We start from the raw sequence: 16,931 nt of genomic DNA, 5'->3' as shown, positions 1-16,931 counted from the left end.
CCATGCTGACCATTTCCAAATCGCTCAGTGCCAGCCAGGCGCAGACCTACCACAAGCAGGACTTCGCTTCCGAAACACAGAGCTACTACCGGCAAAGCGATAGCGTGCAGGGAGAATGGCAAGGCCAACTTACCGCGCGGTTCGGTCTCACGGGCGCAGTTTCGCCGCTCGAATTTCAGCGGCTCTCGGAAGGATTGCATCCAGAGACTGAGCAGCCGATGGTACGCTCCCGCTCAGCTTTTGAATACAAGAATGCCGATGGCGAGACGATCAAAACCGTCGAGCACCGGGCGGGCTGGGATGCGACTTTTTCGGCTCCCAAATCGGTTTCGCTCACGGCTCTTGTCGGCGGTGACGACCTGGTGCGGGAGGCGCACCGCGCCGCTGTCAATGAAGCACTGAGTGAATTGGAGCGGTACACCCAGGCGCGGATCGGCGGCAATCATCCAGCCGAGACGACGGGCAAGTTCATCGCCGCCAAATTCGAGCACGACACGGCGCGACCCGTTGCGGGCTACGCCGCGCCGCAGCTTCATACCCATGCCGTGATCTTCAATGTCACCGAGCGGGCCGATGGCTCTACACGCTCCCTGCAACCGCATTCGCTCTTCGAGAGTCAGCAATATGCGACCGCTGTGTACCAGTCGGAGTTAATGTACCGGCTCCGCAATCTCGGTTACGAGATCGAGCGCGGCAAGAGCGGCGCGCCCGAAATCAAAGGTTATTCGCAGGAGTATCTGGACGCTTCAAGCCCACGCTCCCAACAGATACGAGAACAGCTCGAAAAGACGGGCCGCGCCGGTGCAGAGGCTGCGGAGATTGCGGCGCACTCGACCCGCGACCGCAAACAGAATCTCACCGCCGATCAGGTTCTCGACGCACACAAGAAGATGGCTGCGGAGTTCGGCAACCAGCCCGAACAGGTCGTTGCCGCCGCACGGGAGCGCCTCCAACAGCCGCAGGTCCAACGAGAGAGCGCCGAGGCCAAAGAAGCCGTCACCTTCGCTCGCCAGAGCGTCTTCGAGCGGGAAGCAGTCGTCGATGAACGCAGAGTTCTGCGCGACGCCATGCGTCGGGGAATGGGAGAGACAACTTATCGGGAGATTCGCGCGGTATTTGAAACCCGGCGCGGTGCAGGTGATTTTCAGATCGTGGACGGCCCAAAGTATGCTTCCGGGCGCAGATTCACCACACCGGAAACCATCTCCGCCGAGCGCGCCAATGTCGAATTCATGCTCAGCGGTCGCAACGCTGTCGAGCCGATTCTGAGTGCGGAACAGGCGCAGGAACAGGCACGCTCCCGCGACTTTTTGAACGAAGCACAACAGCGCGTCATTGAGGAAACGCTCAATTCCACAGACCGCGTTCATGGTCTGCAGGGGCGGGCCGGGACCGGTAAGACGACCGTGGTTCAAAGTATCCGGGAAGGTGCGGAGAAAAGCGGGTACACGGTCGAAGGGTTTGCGCCCACCTCGCGCGCCGCAGCCCAACTCCGCGAGGCGGGCATTGACGCCGGCACGCTGCAAAGTTTTCTCGCGCGTGGCGAAAACCATCCCAGTGCAAACCAGGAGTTGCGCCACCTTTATATGTTGGACGAGTCCAGCTTGGCCAGCACCCGTCAGATGCGTGCCTTCCTTGAAAAGCTGAAACCCCAGGACCGGGTACTCGTTATCGGAGACACCAGCCAGCATCAGGCCGTCGATGCCGGGCGGCCTTTCGAGCAGATGCAGCAGGCCGGGATGCGCACCTCGCAGCTCGACCAGATCATGCGCCAGAAAGATCCAGAATTGAGGCGCGCGGTCGAACTGCTCGCCAACAACGAAACGGAAAAAGGCGTCGCGCTGCTCACTGAACAGGGCCGGGTGACAGAAATCGCGGGTGCCAATGAACGCATTGCCGCGATTGCCAGAGACTATGCGGCGCAGCCGGAAAACACCATCATCGTTTCGCCCGACAATCGCAGCCGTCGCCATATCAACGAGGCTGTGCGTGCCGAACTACGGAGTAATGGAATGCTGGCGGTCGATGGGCACGAACTGCGCGTGCTCGATCATCGATCCGATATGACCGGAGCTGATCGGACTTGGGCGGCGCGATACAATGTGGGCGACGTGCTGCATTACCACACTGGAAGCAAGGCCGAAGGTATCGAGCGCAATAGCTACGCCCGCGTTCGGGAGATAGATGCCCGCGCCAATACGCTCACCGTCGAACTCGACAATGGAGCCTCTGTCACCTACGATCCGCGCCGGCTGCGTGGTGTGAACATCTTCACCGAAGCGACGCGCGAATTCTCGACCGGCGACCGCATCCAATTTACCGAGCCCAACAAGACGCTTGGCGTCGCCAACCGGGATCTTGGCACCATTACTTCCATCGACAATGGGCAAATGGCCGTGCGCCTGGATGGCAAGCAGTCGCGCGAGATCGTCTTCGACACAGCCCAGTTCCGTCAATTCGATCACGGCTATGCTGTCACCAGTCACAGTTCCCAGGGACTGACGGCGGGCCGCGTACTCGCCAACATCGACACCGAATCGAGTCGAATGCTCATCAACACTCGGCTGGCCTACGTTGCCGTCTCCCGTGCCTCCGAGGATGCACGCATCTACACTAACGACGCTGAAACTCTAGGCCAGCGGCTTGCCACCGACATTTCGAAGACCGCCGCAGTGGACTTTCGCCCACCCAGCCCGACCGAGCAGGCGCGCGAGGCTGTTCGACTCTTCCGTGAGCATCAACCGGCCACGGCAACCGAGCGGCTTCAGCAGCAAGGCAGAATTCATGAGTACCAGAACCCGGATCACCGCCTCGCGGCGGTTGCTCTGGATTACGCAGCGCAGCCTGATCGAACAGTCATTGTCGCCCCCGATGCGACGGAGCGCCGCGAGCTGACACAACTGATTCGCGCCAGCCTGCGAAACGAGGAAAAGCTCGCATCTGAAAACCGTACGCTCCCGGTCCTTGTTGAGCAGAAATTTCCGAATCCTCACTTTGCCGGAAACTACCGGCCCGGCGACGAAATTCACTTTCGCACCGGAAGTCCTACGGTCGAAGGCATTCCACATCACAGCTTCGCGCATGTCCTCGAAGTGGATGCGGGTAGGAACACGCTCACCATCGAAACCGCAGACGGCGGGCAGGTCACCTACAACCCCGCTCAACTTCGGAGCCAAACCAACCAGAGCACGATCTACCGGGAAGAGACGCGGGAGGTAGCCGTAGGGGAGCGCATCCGGTTTACCGCGTCAGAGAAAGAGAATCACATCCGCACTGGCGACTTCGCCATCGTGGAACGGATTGAGCCCGATCTTTCCGTCCGGCTCGACAATCACATGGCTGTTGACCTCGACGCCGAGACGGCTCGCCATATCGACTATGGCTATGCCGTGGAATCGGCCGGGAACATCACCGTCGACCGCGTGATTCTGACCGGCGAGGCCGCGCAGCTTGCCGGTCTTGAAGAAGATCTGGCGCGCCTCCATCCCAACATCCGCGAGCTTTCAATCTACACGTCCAATGCGTCTCAGGCGCTCCATGTAGAGCTTGCGCAGAGTCCTGCCGCAGCCGAAACGCTATCGAAGTCTCTCGCCGAAATTGTGAATCCCGGCGTTGCGGAACCATCTCTAGCGGAGGCCATCGTCGAGGAGATCGGGCTGCATCTCTGAGAAAAGTTTGTGAACAGCTGCCCAAATTAGCGTCGCAATCCGGCGGTAGCTGTTGTCCCGGAAGGTCCACACCTCCAGGGCAATCGCATGAAGAGAAGGCGAAAGTGAAAAGAGCACGACGGCGCGTTCCGATTATTGGAGTCCGAGTAGATGGGCGCGGTAGTTGTCGCTTGTGGCGGCGATGATTCGTCGGGCTTTGATTCCGCCTTTTCGTTTCACCGGATCCATGCGAATCAGATTCAAGGTGAGCTGCTTCAGAGCGGCCAGATTGTGTGCGGCGTGGCGTGAGCGGGCGCGCATCTGATCATCGTTGAAGGCAACATCCATGCACCAATGCAAGCGATTCTCTACCGACCAATGGGCGCGCACCGTGACCGCCATCCTCTCCGCGTCCGGCGCCAGGCTGCTGATGTACAGCCGCAGCTCGTGCGTCGTCTTGGCTGCGGAGGCACGCTCGGATTCGATCACCGCAAAGGATTTCATTCCCGGCCATTGTTCCGGTTTCGACAGGCAGTTCAACTGATCGAAGACGTAACAGCGGCGCGTTTCCACGCGGCCATGGCCCTTCTCCACGCTTTCAAAAAAGCCGTGCGCCGTCTCGGCCGCCGGATGGGCTATGAAACTGGACCAGAAATCCTTGATGGATTCGGCCAGCTTCGGCTGATTGTCTTTGACGGCCAGCACATAGTCGGCGCCACGCGCCCGGATGGCCTCGGCAATGTTAACTTGTGTTCCCATGGCGTCGATCGTTACCGTCGCCCCTTCCAGCGCCAGTGTGGAAAGTAACTCCGGAATGGCGGTCTTCTCGTTGGATTTTTCCGCCGTCCCGCGTTGGCCCAGCACCAGCCCGGCGCCGGCGGCAAAGGCCGAAACCAGATGCAGCGCGGTGGCGTCGATGCCTGCCGAACGACGGCTGGTCTTGCCATCGATGGCCACGACCTCGGCGCTCAAGGCCGGCAATACGCCGCGCATCCAGCGCCGGAAAGCCTGCTCGAATTGGCCGGGATCGATCAATCCAAAGACTCGGCCAAAGGTGTCGTGCGAGGGAATGCCGTTCTGCAAACGAAGATAGCTCCTGAGCCAATCCTGCTTCTCGTTGGCCCACAGTTCGATCTCTTCAAAGGTGTCGGCCCCGACCAATACCCCGTTGACCGCCACCACCAGCAACTCGACAAAATCGTGCTTGACCTTGCCAGGCTGCCGGGGATCGGGAATGGACACAAAAACCTCGGACAGGCGCAGCGGTTGTTCGGTTTCCATCAACACCTCCTGGAAACAGAAAACCTGGACAACATCACTTGCAGAAGTATCTACCTGTATCCCTGTATCCCTTTCGTCAACGCCGCCTGCCACACCTTCGCCTTTTCTTCATGCGATGCCCCTGTCCACACCTCGTACCCGTGTATCAAATCCAGGCTGTCTTGGTAGATTATCTGCTTCAGGCTTCTTGCCCACCATCCCGGAAAGCAAGAACTGCGCCGCAGTATATTGAAATCGTGGGCGGAGGGTTTATAGCCGCCGGCGGAGAGCAGATTCTCGGATGGCCCAGAACTGGCAAACCAAGCTCATTCATAGCAGTGCTAAAGTGCCCGGAGGTTTCCGTGCATTGAGTGTTCCAGTGGAGCGCGCCTCGACCGTTGTCTTTTCTGATTGCGACTCTGCTGTCGGCGGGTGGGATGTCGAGGCGGATGGCTACACCTACGGTATCCATGGTACGCCGACCGTTCATGCTTTAGCGGGCCGCATTGCAGAGCTTGAAGGCGGCGCACGTACCCTGCTGGTTCCCAGCGGCCTTGCGGCGCTCACGCTAGTGGATATGGCGATGCTCTCGGCGGGCAGCCATGTGCTGCTCCCAGATAACGTCTATGTGCCCAACCGGCTGCTGGCCATCAAGCTGCTGCATCGCTTTGGCGTGGAAGGATCTTTTTATCCAGCCGATGCCGGAGCAAAGGTGGCGGAGCACTTTCGCCCCAACACACACCTGATTTGGGTCGAGAGTCCTGGCTCGATCACGATGGAGGTGCAGGACGTTCCCGCGATTGCCGCAGCGGCACACGCGCATGGTGTGATCGTGGCGATAGACAACACCTGGGCGGCAGGTGTGCTCTTCAAAGCCTTCGAGCACGGCGTGGATGTTTCAGTACAGGCCTTGACAAAGTACGTCGGTGGGCACAGTGACCTGCTGTTGGGCTCGGTCACCGTCCGCAATGAGGCTCTGTTGCAGCGCCTCGGCGAGACTCGCGCGCGCATGGGCATCTCTGTCTCTCCCGACGAATGCAGCCTGGCGCTGCGCGGCCTCCAGACACTGGCCGTTCGGTTGCGCCATGCAGAGGCTTCGGCATTGATGATCGCTAACTGGTTAGCCGCGCAGCCCGAAGTGCAAACTGTGCTGCATCCCGCGCTGGAAAGCTGTCCCGGGCATACATTCTGGAAGCGCGATTTCTCCGGGGCGAGCGGTTTGTTTTCCCTTGTCTTTCACCAGAAATTCAGCGGTGCCGAGGTGCGCGCCTTCGTCGATGCGCTTGATCTGTTTGAGATTGGATATAGCTGGGCAGGAACGACAAGCCTGGCTGTGACCTACAACCTGAACCACACCCGTGGCGCATCGCCTTATGGCGACCGCCTGGTGCGGCTCAGCGTCGGCATGGAAGAGACCGATGACCTGATCGACGACCTGAAGCAAGCACTGGCGCGGATGCGCGATAGCCACTGACCCCGTTCTATACCAACTGAGCCAATACATCCCGCTGGTAGGGCAGAAGATCCTCGATCACTCCGCGTTGAATGATTTGCGGCCAGGCGGGATTCACGATCAGCGAGCGCCCGATGGCCACCAGATCGAACTCCTCGCGCTCCAGCCGTTCCAGCAACTCATCGATCCCCGTTGCGGCAGCGGATTCCGCAGTCGTAAAAGTACGGGTGACATCCTGATTCAAGGTGATCGACCCCACGGTCACGGTAGGTTTGCCGGTCAACTTCTTGGTCCAACCCGCCAGATTCAGCGTGCTTCCCTCAAATTCAGGCTCCCAGAAGCGGCGCTGCGAACAGTGATAGAGATCCACGCCCGCGGCGGTCAAGGGGGCAAGAAACCGCTCCAACTCGCCGGGGTTTTGCGCCAGTTTGGTATTGTAATCCTGCTGCTTCCATTGCGAATAACGGAGGCAGATTGGGAACTCCGGTCCCACCTTGGAGCGAATCTCACGGATTACTTCCACCGCGAAACGAGTGCGCGCCACCAGATCGCCTCCATACCCGTCGGTACGCTCGTTGGTTCCATCCCAGAAAAACTGGTCCAGAAGATACCCGTGCGCGCCGTGAATCTCCACGCCGTCGAACCCAAGTTGCTGTGCTGAGAGTGCGGCCTCGCCAAAAGCGCGGACCACGTTGTCGATATCTTGTTGCGTCATCGGCTCGGTAATCTTTACACCACGGTTGGCAAGCCCGGAAGGGCCTATCGCGCCAGGGCGAATTTTTCCATCCGCAGCCGGGGTTAAGCCAACATGCCAGAGTTGGGGAAAGATCTTGCCCCCCGCCTGATGAACCTCATCAACCACACGCTTCCATCCCGCAAGAGATTGCTCGCCGTAGAAGTACGGCACATCGGGATAGGAGCCTGCCGCAGGATGCGGAACGTAGGTTCCCTCGGTCACAATCAGGCCCACGCCGCCCTCGGCGCGGCGGCGATAATAAGCCGCCACATCCGCACCGGGAATGCCATCCGGCGATTTCGAGCGGGTCATGGGCGCCATCACGATGCGGTTCGGCAGAACCAGTTTTCCAAGAACAAAAGGCTTAAAGAGAAGCGCAGTTCGGCTTTCGGTGAGATCGCTCATGTCGGTTTGATGCTCTGTCCTCGGCTTAAGTCGCACCTTCATGCCGATAAGGAATTGGCCGGCCCGGCATTGATGGACCGCAGGTTCCTTTACAATCACCGCATGAACCGTCGCAGCTTCTTCCTTTCTGCAATCGTGCTCGGTGCATCTTTCATGGCAGTCGTGCCTGCCCACGCCCAGGACTCTGCTCTTGCCGCCGACACTGCTCCTGACAAAGCCAATCCCGCGGCCATGCAATCCTTCCAGCTTCCGAGCCACGGCGCGCTGCTCAACGCCTTTGTCTATATAGCCGCCGGTGCCACGCCTCACCCGACTGTCATCCTGCTGCATGGATTTCCCGGCAACGAGCGCAATCTCGATCTTGCCCAGTCGATTCGCCGTGCAGGCTGGAACGTTCTCTATTTCGACTATCGCGGTTCCTGGGGATCTCCGGGAGCTTTCTCTTTTACGCACTGCATTGAAGACACACAATCCGCGATCGACTATCTTCGTAATCCCGTTCATGCTGTCCAACTTCACTCCGACGCACGGACAATAGTTCTCATCGGACACAGCATGGGAGGTTTCATGGCTCTTCAGGCTGGTGCGCTCGATCCAGCCATCAAAGCCGTGATCACGCTCTCAGCAGCCGACCTGGGTGCCAGCAGATTTCAATCTCTCCCGTCCAGTAAACGCGATGCCGCCTTGAGCAATCTGGCTGCCGCTCTGGCCGCTGAAGGCATGGCGCCACTCGCAGGCACAACACCTGAGAGCCTTGCCAACGAAGTCTTTACCAATGCAACCCGGTGGAATTTCGTGAACCTTGCATCGAAATTAGCCACAAGGCCTTTGCTGATTCTTACCTCGGATGACGGCTGGTCCTCGCCCAACGATGCTCTTGTCGCTGCTGTCAATAGGTCTGGAAACCATGCAGTAAAGGCAATTCACTTCTCGACGGACCATGCCTATTCCGACCACCGTATTGCGCTGCAAAATGCTGTTCTCATGTTCCTTGCCTCTCTCAATCAAAATAGCTGAGAGGCCGATAGGCATTCTGATGCTCTGTCACCCTTCTGGGAAGAACACGAAGATCACACAGCCCTGCTTCGACTGAGGAATGTGCGCAGAGCCGGCAGGATTGTGGATGAAAGAACCTGCTGGATAATCGTTGACGCCATCGTTAAAAACTCCAGAAACGACAAAGACCTCTTCCGGACCCGGCCAGTGAGGATCGATAGTTGTAAACTTAGCGCCGGCATCGATCTCCAATACTTGAGCTTTGGCGGCCTTTGCATCTTTCCAGAGAGCACGCTTGCGAATACCTGGAAAGATCTTCTGCGCGGGAATGTTCTGCCAGTGCGCGGAAACCACGCCTTCAAGATTGATTGTCATTGCTGTCTCCTTATGCCTTTGAATTTCGGCTGGGTGCTATTTGCGCAGCTTGATCCTGTCAGGCAGGAAGCATCTCGATCAGCGCCTGCTCTCCTTCAAGCAGATAGTAGGCCACAAACTTCATAGGCTCGGTGGCAGAGGCATTATCGAAGCGTGCAATCACTGCTTCAGCCGGTTCGTAGAAGGCACTTCCGGTAGGGAGCGCCTGTCGCAACTTTCTCTCTACTTCCATCTCTGCACCACCTACGACGATGTAGCCGACGACCGGGCAAGGGTGTTTGTGGCGTCCGGTGATCTGGCCCGGAGAGAAGGTGATTTCGCGAACATCGATGGCTGTAATCGTCTTGCGGATTGCTAAGTTCAAAAGCTCTTTCCGGTATACAGTGCTTTTTCCTTCCATTTTCGCCTCCAGAGAGTGTGACGCCCGTTGTCGAAGGTCACGCGGAGAACCTGTAATTCATTCTTCCGCGGGTAGCTTCACCCAGCTGGGCGGATTCAGGGCGTATTGTGCCTCTCCTTTGCCGAAGGACCAATCGGTGATGGAGTTCTCTGTAAGCACGATCATGACATCGTCGGGAGCAATGCCCACAGCCTTCCGCAGTCGCTCTGCAATCCGCGCATAAAGCGTCTGTTTCTGTTCGGCTGTCCGTCCTTTGCTAAGAAAAATCTGCACCAATGCAAGTCGTTCCGTTCGCTGCATTCCCATGTATTTGGGATCGATGATCAGCTCATTGGAATCATGCGTAGTGACGATGATGAAACGGTCGCCTTCTGGAATACCGATCGTCTCACGCATCGATTCATAAACTTCGTTGGCGATTTGCGCACGCTGCGCGGGCGGTGTGGCTTGATAAACCTCAATACGGACCAGTGGCATAGCCTATCCTCCTTCATTGCTTCGGACCGATGACTTGGTATCGAATCCTCGCAATTTCCATCTCGAAAAGTGAACACAATCAGAACGTAGCAGGAAGCCACAGTCCACACAATCAGAATATATTTGACATGTGATCCATTTATTGTGGATGATTAAGGTGCGATGGAAACCTTTGATTTGGACGTGTTGCGCAGTTTCGTCTTCGGCATCGAATTAGGCAGCTTTGCCAAAGCTGCGGATCGACTGGGGCGCTCTACCTCAGCCGTGAGCGCGCAACTCAAAAGGCTTGAGGATCAGGCGGTGCTACCCATCCTGCGTAAATCCGGGCGCGGCTTGCTGCTTACACCTACGGGCGAAATTCTTTTCAGTTATGCCAAGCGCCTGCTGGAGTTGAATGATGAGGCAACAGAAGCGGTAAGCGGCGCCGCACTCAAGGGCTGCGTGAGAATTGGCCTGCAGGAAGATTTTGGCGAACAGTTGTTGACCGAGACGCTGGGCAGCTTTGCGCGAGCCCACCCTCGCGTGCAGATCGAAACAACGGTGGCGCGCAGCGCCCAGTTGCTCGAATTTGTTTCGGGCGGCCATCTTGACCTTGCATTGGCGTGGGATGCGGGGAACCGTACACCACACAGCCGGGTTGTGGCCAATCTGCCAATGTGCTGGATTGGACGGGCGGATTCCGACGTCCACGCCAACAATGAACCGCAACCTCTGGTCGCCTTTGATACTCCGTGCCTGATGCGCGGCGCGGCCATCAAGGCTCTAGACAAGGCGCGCATTCCATGGCGTGTGGCCTTCACCAGTTCCAGTTTGAGCGGCATCTGGGCCGCCGTCAGCGCCGGGTTGGGAATCACGGTGCGCACTAGCGTGGGATTGCCCAAGCAACTGAGCGTTCTCGACGGGTTACCCTCGCTGCCTCGCATCGGATTGGTTCTGCACCGGGCCGACTCCCATCCTGCGCCGCATGTGAAGCAGTTGGAGACAATCCTGCTGGAGCGACTTGAAAACCTGCTGTCCGCAGGATAGGGTAAGCTTCAGCCTGGAATTGCCCCATCTGATTACAATCCAACACAAGGGATTCAGTATGACCGCCAGTCAACGCACACTGATCGTGATCGACCCGCAAAACGATTACCTGTCTGTGGGGAAATTTCCCCTCTGGAACATCGACACCACGCTTGCCAACATCGAGCAGGCGATCGCCAAGGCACATGCGGCGGGAGTGCCTGTCGTGCTCGTGCAACATATTGCTGACAGTAGGCAAGGAATCGCGCCCTTCTTCAATGCTGGCACTCCCGGTGCCGAGATTCATCCGCTCATCCGAGCCGCTGCACCCGAAGCTCCCATCGTGGTCAAGCAATTTGCCGACGGCTTCCACTGCACAACACTGGAAGCCACTCTGCACGAACTCGGCATAGAGGAGTTGTTGATCTGCGGCATGATGACGCAGAACTGCGTAACCCACACAGCAATCTCGAAATCCGCAGAAAAGTACAAAGTTGCAATTCTTCCCGACTGCTGCACCACGGTCAGCGAGATGCTACACCTGATCGCGCTGAATGCTGTATCAACGCGAGTTCCGCTGATTCCGAGCGGCGTTGCGTTCGGCTAAGTCACGCGGTTCATCGACCTTCTGCACCCACTGTATCAATCGCCCTGCTGATTGTATTGGCAGCACTAGCCACGCGTCGATACGACTCAATCCTGTCCGTATGCTCATAGGTGTCAGTGACGACAATCAATTCATCCGCGCCGGTTTCTTTGGCCAGCCTTTCCATTCCGGCCTTCACTGTTGCTTCCGATCCAACAATGGACTCGCTCAATCGACTTTGCACGGCTTCGCGTTCACCGCTGCGCCAGAGTGTTTGCATGGAATCGACCGGCGGCAACAGCTCTACAGGCTGGCCTCGAATGAGGCGCAAAAAGCGCTGCTGCGGAGTCGTGAAGAGCCGCTGCGCAATCGCATCTGTCTCCGCGGCAATCACCGCTACAGCTACCATCAAATGCGGCTTCCGTAAAACTTTGCTGGACTGAAAATGAGTATGGTAGAGTTCAGCGGCGGCATTGAGATACTGCGGTGCAAAGTGCGCCGCGAAGGCGAAGGAAAGCCCTAATTCAGCGGCTAACTGCGCACTGAATACGCTTGAACCCAGCAATGTAATTGGCACATGACTGCCCTGGCCCGGAATCGCCTTGACTACCTGTCCTGGTTTTTCCTCTCCCAGATAGCTTTGCAGTTCCTCTAGCAGTGCAGGAAAATCATCTCCATCCTGATGCGAGTCGCGCCGCAACGCATGCATCGTTTGAATATCTCCGCCCGGAGCGCGGCCCAATCCCAAATCGATTCGTCCTGGGTAGAGCGCCTCCAGTGTCCCAAACTCTTCAGCGACCACCAGTGGCGCATGATTGGGCAGCATGACTCCGCCACTCCCCACTCGAATCGTCCGCGTCGCACCGGCAATATGCCCGATCAGCACGGGCGTGGCGGAGCAAGCCAGCCCGGCAATGGAATGATGTTCGGCCAGCCAATAGCGCTTGTAGTCCAACTGCTCAACCGTTTGCGCCAGATCTACCGATCGGGCAATCGCACTGCCTGCCGACTCACCAGCTTGAAGGCCCACCAAATCCAGTACCGAAACCGCGAGTCCACTCTTCATAATTTATTGGATGATCCGCAGAGAAACGAGATGCAAACCACCTGCAAATAGCCTCCCAACGCTGGCTGGGCATAAACGACTCAGTTCTGCTTGAACAGGCGATGCAAGGAAGCAGTATGATTCCTTCCAGGGTAAGCACTATGTTCACAGAAATAATTCGTGTGAAGAAGGAGAGATTCATGCCATGCCATTTTCGATTGCAGATAATGCAGTGACCAAGGCTTTTCAAAATATTGGCAATGAGTGGGCGCTTTTGTCCGCTGGGAACGAGAAGCACTTCAATACGATGACGATCAGTTGGGGTAGCCTCGGGTTCATCTGGCAGCAGCCCGTGATCACCGTGCTGGTTCGCCCGCAACGTTATACCCACGAATTCATGGATGAGTTCGAGAACTTCTCTGTCAGCTTCTACGACAGAAAATACAGAAATGCGCTCAACATTCTGGGAACCCAATCTGGACGCGATACCAACAAGATCGCTCTATCGGGATTGACCCCGGCCTTTGTCGATGGCGTTCCCACCTTCAAGGACGCTTATCTGACGGTGATCGCTCACAGAATCTACCGGGGCCAAATGGAGAGCGCGGGGTTTCTTATCCCGGCAGTGGATGAGGAATTCTATCCGAAAAAGGATTACCACACGGTGTATTTCGCTGAGCTGGTCAAGACGGTCGGGAAAAATCAAGAGCTTGTTGAAAATCAGTGAGACGGGTTGAATACGGAGTTTTGCAGAATAAGCCCGTGAAGAATCGCTCTATACGGTTCTTCATCGGGATTATTCAATTTCGGTCAAACTTCTCCCGCGTGAGATCCGGTCTGCTCTTAAGAAGGTTGGGAATCCACAAAAAGCCCGGAGTTCCGCCGGATATAGGACATTGGCGTGGTAGAACGCAACAAGCACAGCGGCCATCTTCAGATTCCCAACTCCTGGTCATAGGCGACCAGTTCCGCAAGAACCGCCTTGCGCTCTCCGTCGATCTGCCTCTTATAGGCCAGAGCACTTTTGAATGGAACGCGGCGATGCGTCCCCACTTTGTGAAACTCGATCTTGCCCTCGTTGAGCAGCCGGATCAGCGTCGGCCGCGAGACATTCAGAAGATCGGCGGCTTCCTGCGTCGTCAGCTCAACGTGGATGGGAAGCAGCTTGACGGCGTTGCCGCGGCTCATCTCGTCCAGTATCTGAACGAGCAAATATGCAGCAGGAGCAGGAATCCTGATTGGAGGCTCCTGGGGCATGCTCATTTCACGCAGGTCGAGCGGCATGTTCGAACTCAAGCGCAGTGCAAGAATCTTCTTGGTTTCTTTCGCCAATTTGACGTCGTCTTCGGAGGGAATACTCGGAATAGGAGAAGCGACGGCAGGCATAGGCGTTACCTCACTCGCCATTATATATCAGAAATAATCGAAATCAAACGAAACAACCGAACAAGTTGCGATGCGGAGACGGACAGGTAGTCTAGCCGGAAAGATAAGCATTCGGTTCTCGACTGGAGCAACAGGGGAATTCCAGATCCAAATCGTGGTCCAATTGTGCTCCGAAAGGGTTCTAAAATCTCTCACGCACACTGGGACCATATGAAAGGGCAGCTAAAGAGGCAAGCACGAGGTGCCGGTTGAGGGAGGTTAGCTTTTCTTGCGTCGGCGCTGAGATTTTTCGATTGTTACATCAACTTTGCGATTGCGCACTCGAAGCACGCTTGGCTGCCTGCCGGCACGCCATTTCATTCCACCACTCTTTAAGAAGGCGTCGTTTTCAGAGTAGTCGAAGAGCTTCTGATGGTCGTTGCCCATTCCGAATGCAGCAGCAAGCATGGCAATGGTTGTTTCACTCGCAAAGTTCTTGCCGCGTTCGATGTTGGCAATCTGATCAACGGAAAGCTCGCAAAGCTCTGCTAGTTCCTGTTGGCTCATATTCGCGCCAAATCGCAGTTTTTTGATACGGATGCCGAAATTGGGCTGAACAGGCTCTATCCGTTTCACATATTCGAGTGTGTTCAACTCGAGTTCTTAATGACACCGAGCAATACTACGGGTTATAGTGTCGTTAGATTGGGCGGCGACTACGCTTTGGATGGCTTGTCGGGAGCGAAGTCAAAAAAGTCCCTGACAGGCACTCCTAATGTGATGGAGAACGTCTCAATCGACTCAAAGGAAGGGGCGCTTACGCCACGTTCTACCATGCTCAGGAAGTCCACGGAAATATCGAGGAGTTCAGCAAAAGTCTCTTGCGTCATGCCGCGTCCTTTGCGGATGGAACGCAATTTCTTGCCGAATAACTTCCGTAACGTGGCCACTTTTCAAGTGTGGCGAAGCGAGCAAGACAAAAACACCGAGTATCACTACGGATTCTGGTCGATTTGCGGTTTCCCCTCCAGAATTGAAATGCGCTTTCAGTCCGTCTGGCGTACCCAACCGGCAAGAGGTTCTCTATGAGCTCCGAGGCTGCGCTCTACTTGTCCCGTACCTTGCCCGAAAGAGGCACTGAACCTAGCTCATCCCCCCAGGTCCTGAAGATGGCGGCGGGACTGGAGGCATTAGCTCAAAGAGCGGGAGTTCAGGAGCCAGACAAGGGCACATCCTGCCCAGAAGCGGAGACCGTTAGCACAGCCACAGTGCCGGAAGCACGGCGGTCTTGTGCCACTCCCGCCGACCAACCCGGAGAATCATCCGACGACCGGCTGCTGAACCGTGTCGCCCAGGGAGATCAGGAAGCCTTATCCGTCCTCTTCCGGCGACATGCGCATGTCGTCTTCTCCGTTGCATGCCGCATCCTCCGGGATGAGAGCGAGGCTGAGGATCTTCTCCAGGAGCTTTTTCTCTTCCTCTTCCAGAAGGCGGGGCTTTTTGACGCCAAGAAGAGTTCCGGCGCATCGTGGATCATTCAAATGGCTTACCAGCGTGCAATCGACCGCAGAAGATACCTGGATGTTCGCCATCACTACAGCGTCCAGGAACTTGACGAAGAGCGATCGCCAGCGGCCAAGGGGCAAGTATCCATCGATCAGATTGCGGGTAAAATCTTGTTGGATAGGCTGCGAGGAGAAATATCCACGGAACAGTTGCAGACCCTCGAACTCCATCTCTTTGAAGGGCATAGTTTCCGCGAGATAGCGGCCACAACCGGCCAGACGCTGGGAAACATCAGAAATCACTATTACCGGGGCCTTGAACGACTGCGTTCCTATGTTTTCCCAACAAAGTGAGCACAAAGTGAGAATATTAGGAAGCAGTTTTTGCCTACAGGAGCCAAGCCGGTGAACCTTCAATTTCATGACGAGTTCATTGCCCTGTGTGCCCTATTCTTCGCGGGAGAGTTGACGGACGAGGAGTGGGCACTCCTCCAGGTGCACCTTGCCTATTGCGATTCTTGCCGGACAAGGTTTGAAGAATACCAGCGTCTGCATGCAGAGGTGGTTCCCCTCATGGCAGCAAGCGCCGCTGCGGAACCGGAAAGCGTAGCTAAAACCTCGGGCTTTTCTCTGGAAGCGGCCGAACGGCGGCTCATGGCGCAAGTGAATACTGCGCCTGTCGCGCGGGAACCACGACGCCGGCGAAAGATTCCGTGGGCATTGGCGGCCGGGCTGCTTGCGGCCTGCACTCTGGGCATTTCAAGCTTGCTCTATTTTCAGTTTGCTCCGTCAAAAAATGATGCAGCACGGCAACCGACCTCACCGCAAAACGCCTTGAGAGCTTCCACACCCGTGGTGCCGGCGCACCCTGGAGTTATGCCGTCCCCTGCTCCTCAAGCCACCACGCTGGACACGGAGAAACTTCGAGAACGTCTCGACGCTGCCGAGGAACAATACAAGCAGGCGAATCTGACCGTGGCCGACATTACGCAACAACTTGCAGCAGCGCGAACGGAGTGGAAGAAGACCAGCGACGAAAGAGATGCACTTCACCAGCAACTCACAGATGCTCAGTCAGAGATCCAGTCGTTACACGCCAACTCAGTAGCGACGAGCGGTGCCGAACAAGAACGAGTAGCGCGCGTAGCCTTCCTCGAAACACGGCTTAGAGAACTGAGTGCGTCGCTCGACGAGAAAGATCGCATGTTGGCGCTTGACAAGGAATTCCTCGCTCACGATCGGGAGATTCGAGACTTGATCGCGGCACGGAATCTCTATATCACCGACATTTTCGACGTAAAAGATAATGGACAAACGGCTAAGCCCTTCGGCCGGATCTTCTATACAAAAGACAGATCCCTTGTCTTCTACGGATACGATCTCGACAAACAGGCCGGATATAAGCAGGCGGTAACGTTCCAGGCCTGGGGCAGCGGAGATGCGCAGCCGGACGTAAATCTGGGGTTGTTTTATCAGGATGGAACACAAAAACGATGGGTTCTGCGATTTAACGACACGAAGACCCTTGCGCGACTGAATAAGGTCTTCGTCACCGTCGAGCCGCGGGGCGGAAGCGCCAAGCCAACAGGCAAACAAATCCTGATGGCCTATCTTCGCGTGCAGCCAAATCATCCGTAAAGATCGAGGGGATTGATACAACTCGTAGCGGCTGGCCG

At 56.7% G+C, this 16,931-nt stretch carries 17 protein-coding genes; 8 read left to right on the top strand and 9 right to left on the bottom strand.

Annotated features, from left to right (window positions below):
* Positions 1-2 precede the first annotated feature (2 nt).
* Positions 3-3,668 (top strand): MobF family relaxase, encoded by a 3,666-nt coding sequence (mobF, locus tag ACOBR2_RS16480; protein ID WP_420237195.1) that lies wholly within the window; start codon positions 3-5, stop codon positions 3,666-3,668.
* 132 nt (positions 3,669-3,800) lie between these two features.
* On the opposite strand, the gene ACOBR2_RS16475 is transcribed toward mobF, so the two are convergent.
* Complete coding sequence (locus ACOBR2_RS16475; RefSeq protein WP_420237194.1) at positions 3,801-4,928, bottom strand: ISAs1 family transposase; 1,128 nt, start codon at positions 4,926-4,928, stop codon at positions 3,801-3,803.
* 280 nt (positions 4,929-5,208) lie between these two features.
* On the opposite strand from ACOBR2_RS16475, the gene ACOBR2_RS16470 reads away from it, so the two are divergent.
* Positions 5,209-6,381, top strand: coding sequence for a cystathionine beta-lyase (locus ACOBR2_RS16470; RefSeq protein ID WP_420237193.1), 1,173 nt, complete (start codon positions 5,209-5,211; stop codon positions 6,379-6,381).
* A gap of 7 nt (positions 6,382-6,388) precedes the next feature.
* Here the strand turns inward: ACOBR2_RS16470 and ACOBR2_RS16465 are convergent, their stop codons facing one another.
* A complete protein-coding gene (locus ACOBR2_RS16465) occupies positions 6,389-7,501 on the bottom strand; it encodes an NADH:flavin oxidoreductase (protein ID WP_420237192.1) in 1,113 nt (370 codons plus the stop codon).
* Positions 7,502-7,603: 102 nt separating this feature from the next.
* Here ACOBR2_RS16465 and ACOBR2_RS16460 point away from each other — a divergent pair, with 102 nt between their 5' ends.
* Positions 7,604-8,518 (top strand): alpha/beta hydrolase family protein, encoded by a 915-nt coding sequence (locus tag ACOBR2_RS16460; protein WP_420237191.1) that lies wholly within the window; start codon positions 7,604-7,606, stop codon positions 8,516-8,518.
* Between the two features lie 27 nt (positions 8,519-8,545).
* Here the strand turns inward: ACOBR2_RS16460 and ACOBR2_RS16455 are convergent, their stop codons facing one another.
* The 3 genes from ACOBR2_RS16455 to ACOBR2_RS16445 form a co-directional block, all read right to left on the bottom strand.
* The gene (locus ACOBR2_RS16455) at positions 8,546-8,872 is read right to left on the bottom strand and encodes a cupin domain-containing protein (protein WP_420237190.1); all 327 of its coding nucleotides are present in this window, start codon (positions 8,870-8,872) and stop codon (positions 8,546-8,548) included.
* Between the two features lie 58 nt (positions 8,873-8,930).
* Positions 8,931-9,236, bottom strand: coding sequence for a hypothetical protein (locus ACOBR2_RS16450; protein ID WP_420237189.1), 306 nt, complete (start codon positions 9,234-9,236; stop codon positions 8,931-8,933).
* A gap of 93 nt (positions 9,237-9,329) precedes the next feature.
* Positions 9,330-9,749, bottom strand: a complete 420-nt coding sequence (locus tag ACOBR2_RS16445; protein WP_420237188.1) for a tautomerase family protein — start codon at positions 9,747-9,749, stop codon at positions 9,330-9,332.
* A 162-nt stretch (positions 9,750-9,911) separates the two neighbouring features.
* On the opposite strand from ACOBR2_RS16445, the gene ACOBR2_RS16440 reads away from it, so the two are divergent.
* Both ACOBR2_RS16440 and ACOBR2_RS16435 read left to right on the top strand, forming a co-directional pair.
* Positions 9,912-10,775 (top strand): LysR substrate-binding domain-containing protein, encoded by an 864-nt coding sequence (locus tag ACOBR2_RS16440; RefSeq protein WP_420237187.1) that lies wholly within the window; start codon positions 9,912-9,914, stop codon positions 10,773-10,775.
* 58 nt (positions 10,776-10,833) lie between these two features.
* The gene (locus ACOBR2_RS16435; protein ID WP_420237186.1) at positions 10,834-11,361 is read left to right on the top strand and encodes a cysteine hydrolase family protein; all 528 of its coding nucleotides are present in this window, start codon (positions 10,834-10,836) and stop codon (positions 11,359-11,361) included.
* Positions 11,362-11,371: 10 nt separating this feature from the next.
* On the opposite strand, the gene ACOBR2_RS16430 is transcribed toward ACOBR2_RS16435, so the two are convergent.
* Positions 11,372-12,406, bottom strand: coding sequence for an LLM class flavin-dependent oxidoreductase (locus tag ACOBR2_RS16430; protein WP_420237185.1), 1,035 nt, complete (start codon positions 12,404-12,406; stop codon positions 11,372-11,374).
* 184 nt (positions 12,407-12,590) lie between these two features.
* Here ACOBR2_RS16430 and ACOBR2_RS16425 point away from each other — a divergent pair, with 184 nt between their 5' ends.
* Positions 12,591-13,112: a flavin reductase gene (locus ACOBR2_RS16425; RefSeq protein ID WP_420237184.1), complete on the top strand. Its 522-nt coding sequence runs from the start codon at positions 12,591-12,593 to the stop codon at positions 13,110-13,112.
* A 206-nt stretch (positions 13,113-13,318) separates the two neighbouring features.
* Here the strand turns inward: ACOBR2_RS16425 and ACOBR2_RS16420 are convergent, their stop codons facing one another.
* From ACOBR2_RS16420 to ACOBR2_RS16410, 3 genes are all read right to left on the bottom strand, one after another.
* Entirely contained in the window at positions 13,319-13,792 is a 474-nt protein-coding gene (locus ACOBR2_RS16420; RefSeq protein ID WP_420237183.1) for a helix-turn-helix domain-containing protein, read from the bottom strand.
* Between the two features lie 237 nt (positions 13,793-14,029).
* Positions 14,030-14,404 (bottom strand): helix-turn-helix domain-containing protein, encoded by a 375-nt coding sequence (locus ACOBR2_RS16415; protein ID WP_420237182.1) that lies wholly within the window; start codon positions 14,402-14,404, stop codon positions 14,030-14,032.
* Positions 14,405-14,466: 62 nt separating this feature from the next.
* On the bottom strand, positions 14,467-14,700 hold the full coding sequence (locus ACOBR2_RS16410) for a helix-turn-helix domain-containing protein (protein ID WP_420237181.1): 234 nt from the start codon (positions 14,698-14,700) through the stop codon (positions 14,467-14,469).
* 135 nt (positions 14,701-14,835) lie between these two features.
* Here ACOBR2_RS16410 and ACOBR2_RS16405 point away from each other — a divergent pair, with 135 nt between their 5' ends.
* On the top strand, positions 14,836-15,609 hold the full coding sequence (locus ACOBR2_RS16405; protein WP_420237180.1) for an RNA polymerase sigma factor: 774 nt from the start codon (positions 14,836-14,838) through the stop codon (positions 15,607-15,609).
* Positions 15,610-15,660: 51 nt separating this feature from the next.
* The gene (locus ACOBR2_RS16400; RefSeq protein ID WP_420237179.1) at positions 15,661-16,893 is read left to right on the top strand and encodes a hypothetical protein; all 1,233 of its coding nucleotides are present in this window, start codon (positions 15,661-15,663) and stop codon (positions 16,891-16,893) included.
* Positions 16,894-16,931: the final 38 nt, after the last annotated feature.

The organism is Telmatobacter bradus, from assembly GCF_048629425.1.
Classification (GTDB): Bacteria; Acidobacteriota; Terriglobia; order Terriglobales; family Acidobacteriaceae; genus Telmatobacter; species Telmatobacter bradus.
This window is presented reverse-complemented; position numbering and strand designations above follow the sequence as displayed.

Coding starts and splice junctions, on each gene's coding strand:
- mobF (WP_420237195.1), top strand. CDS start 3: ATGCTGACCATTTCCAAATCGCTCAGTGCCAGCCAGGCGCAGACCTAC.
- ACOBR2_RS16475 (WP_420237194.1), bottom strand. CDS start 4,928: ATGGAAACCGAACAACCGCTGCGCCTGTCCGAGGTTTTTGTGTCCATT.
- ACOBR2_RS16470 (WP_420237193.1), top strand. CDS start 5,209: ATGGCCCAGAACTGGCAAACCAAGCTCATTCATAGCAGTGCTAAAGTG.
- ACOBR2_RS16465 (WP_420237192.1), bottom strand. CDS start 7,501: ATGAGCGATCTCACCGAAAGCCGAACTGCGCTTCTCTTTAAGCCTTTT.
- ACOBR2_RS16460 (WP_420237191.1), top strand. CDS start 7,604: ATGAACCGTCGCAGCTTCTTCCTTTCTGCAATCGTGCTCGGTGCATCT.
- ACOBR2_RS16455 (WP_420237190.1), bottom strand. CDS start 8,872: ATGACAATCAATCTTGAAGGCGTGGTTTCCGCGCACTGGCAGAACATT.
- ACOBR2_RS16445 (WP_420237188.1), bottom strand. CDS start 9,749: ATGCCACTGGTCCGTATTGAGGTTTATCAAGCCACACCGCCCGCGCAG.
- ACOBR2_RS16440 (WP_420237187.1), top strand. CDS start 9,912: ATGGAAACCTTTGATTTGGACGTGTTGCGCAGTTTCGTCTTCGGCATC.
- ACOBR2_RS16435 (WP_420237186.1), top strand. CDS start 10,834: ATGACCGCCAGTCAACGCACACTGATCGTGATCGACCCGCAAAACGAT.
- ACOBR2_RS16430 (WP_420237185.1), bottom strand. CDS start 12,406: ATGAAGAGTGGACTCGCGGTTTCGGTACTGGATTTGGTGGGCCTTCAA.
- ACOBR2_RS16425 (WP_420237184.1), top strand. CDS start 12,591: ATGCCATTTTCGATTGCAGATAATGCAGTGACCAAGGCTTTTCAAAAT.
- ACOBR2_RS16420 (WP_420237183.1), bottom strand. CDS start 13,792: ATGGCGAGTGAGGTAACGCCTATGCCTGCCGTCGCTTCTCCTATTCCG.
- ACOBR2_RS16405 (WP_420237180.1), top strand. CDS start 14,836: ATGAGCTCCGAGGCTGCGCTCTACTTGTCCCGTACCTTGCCCGAAAGA.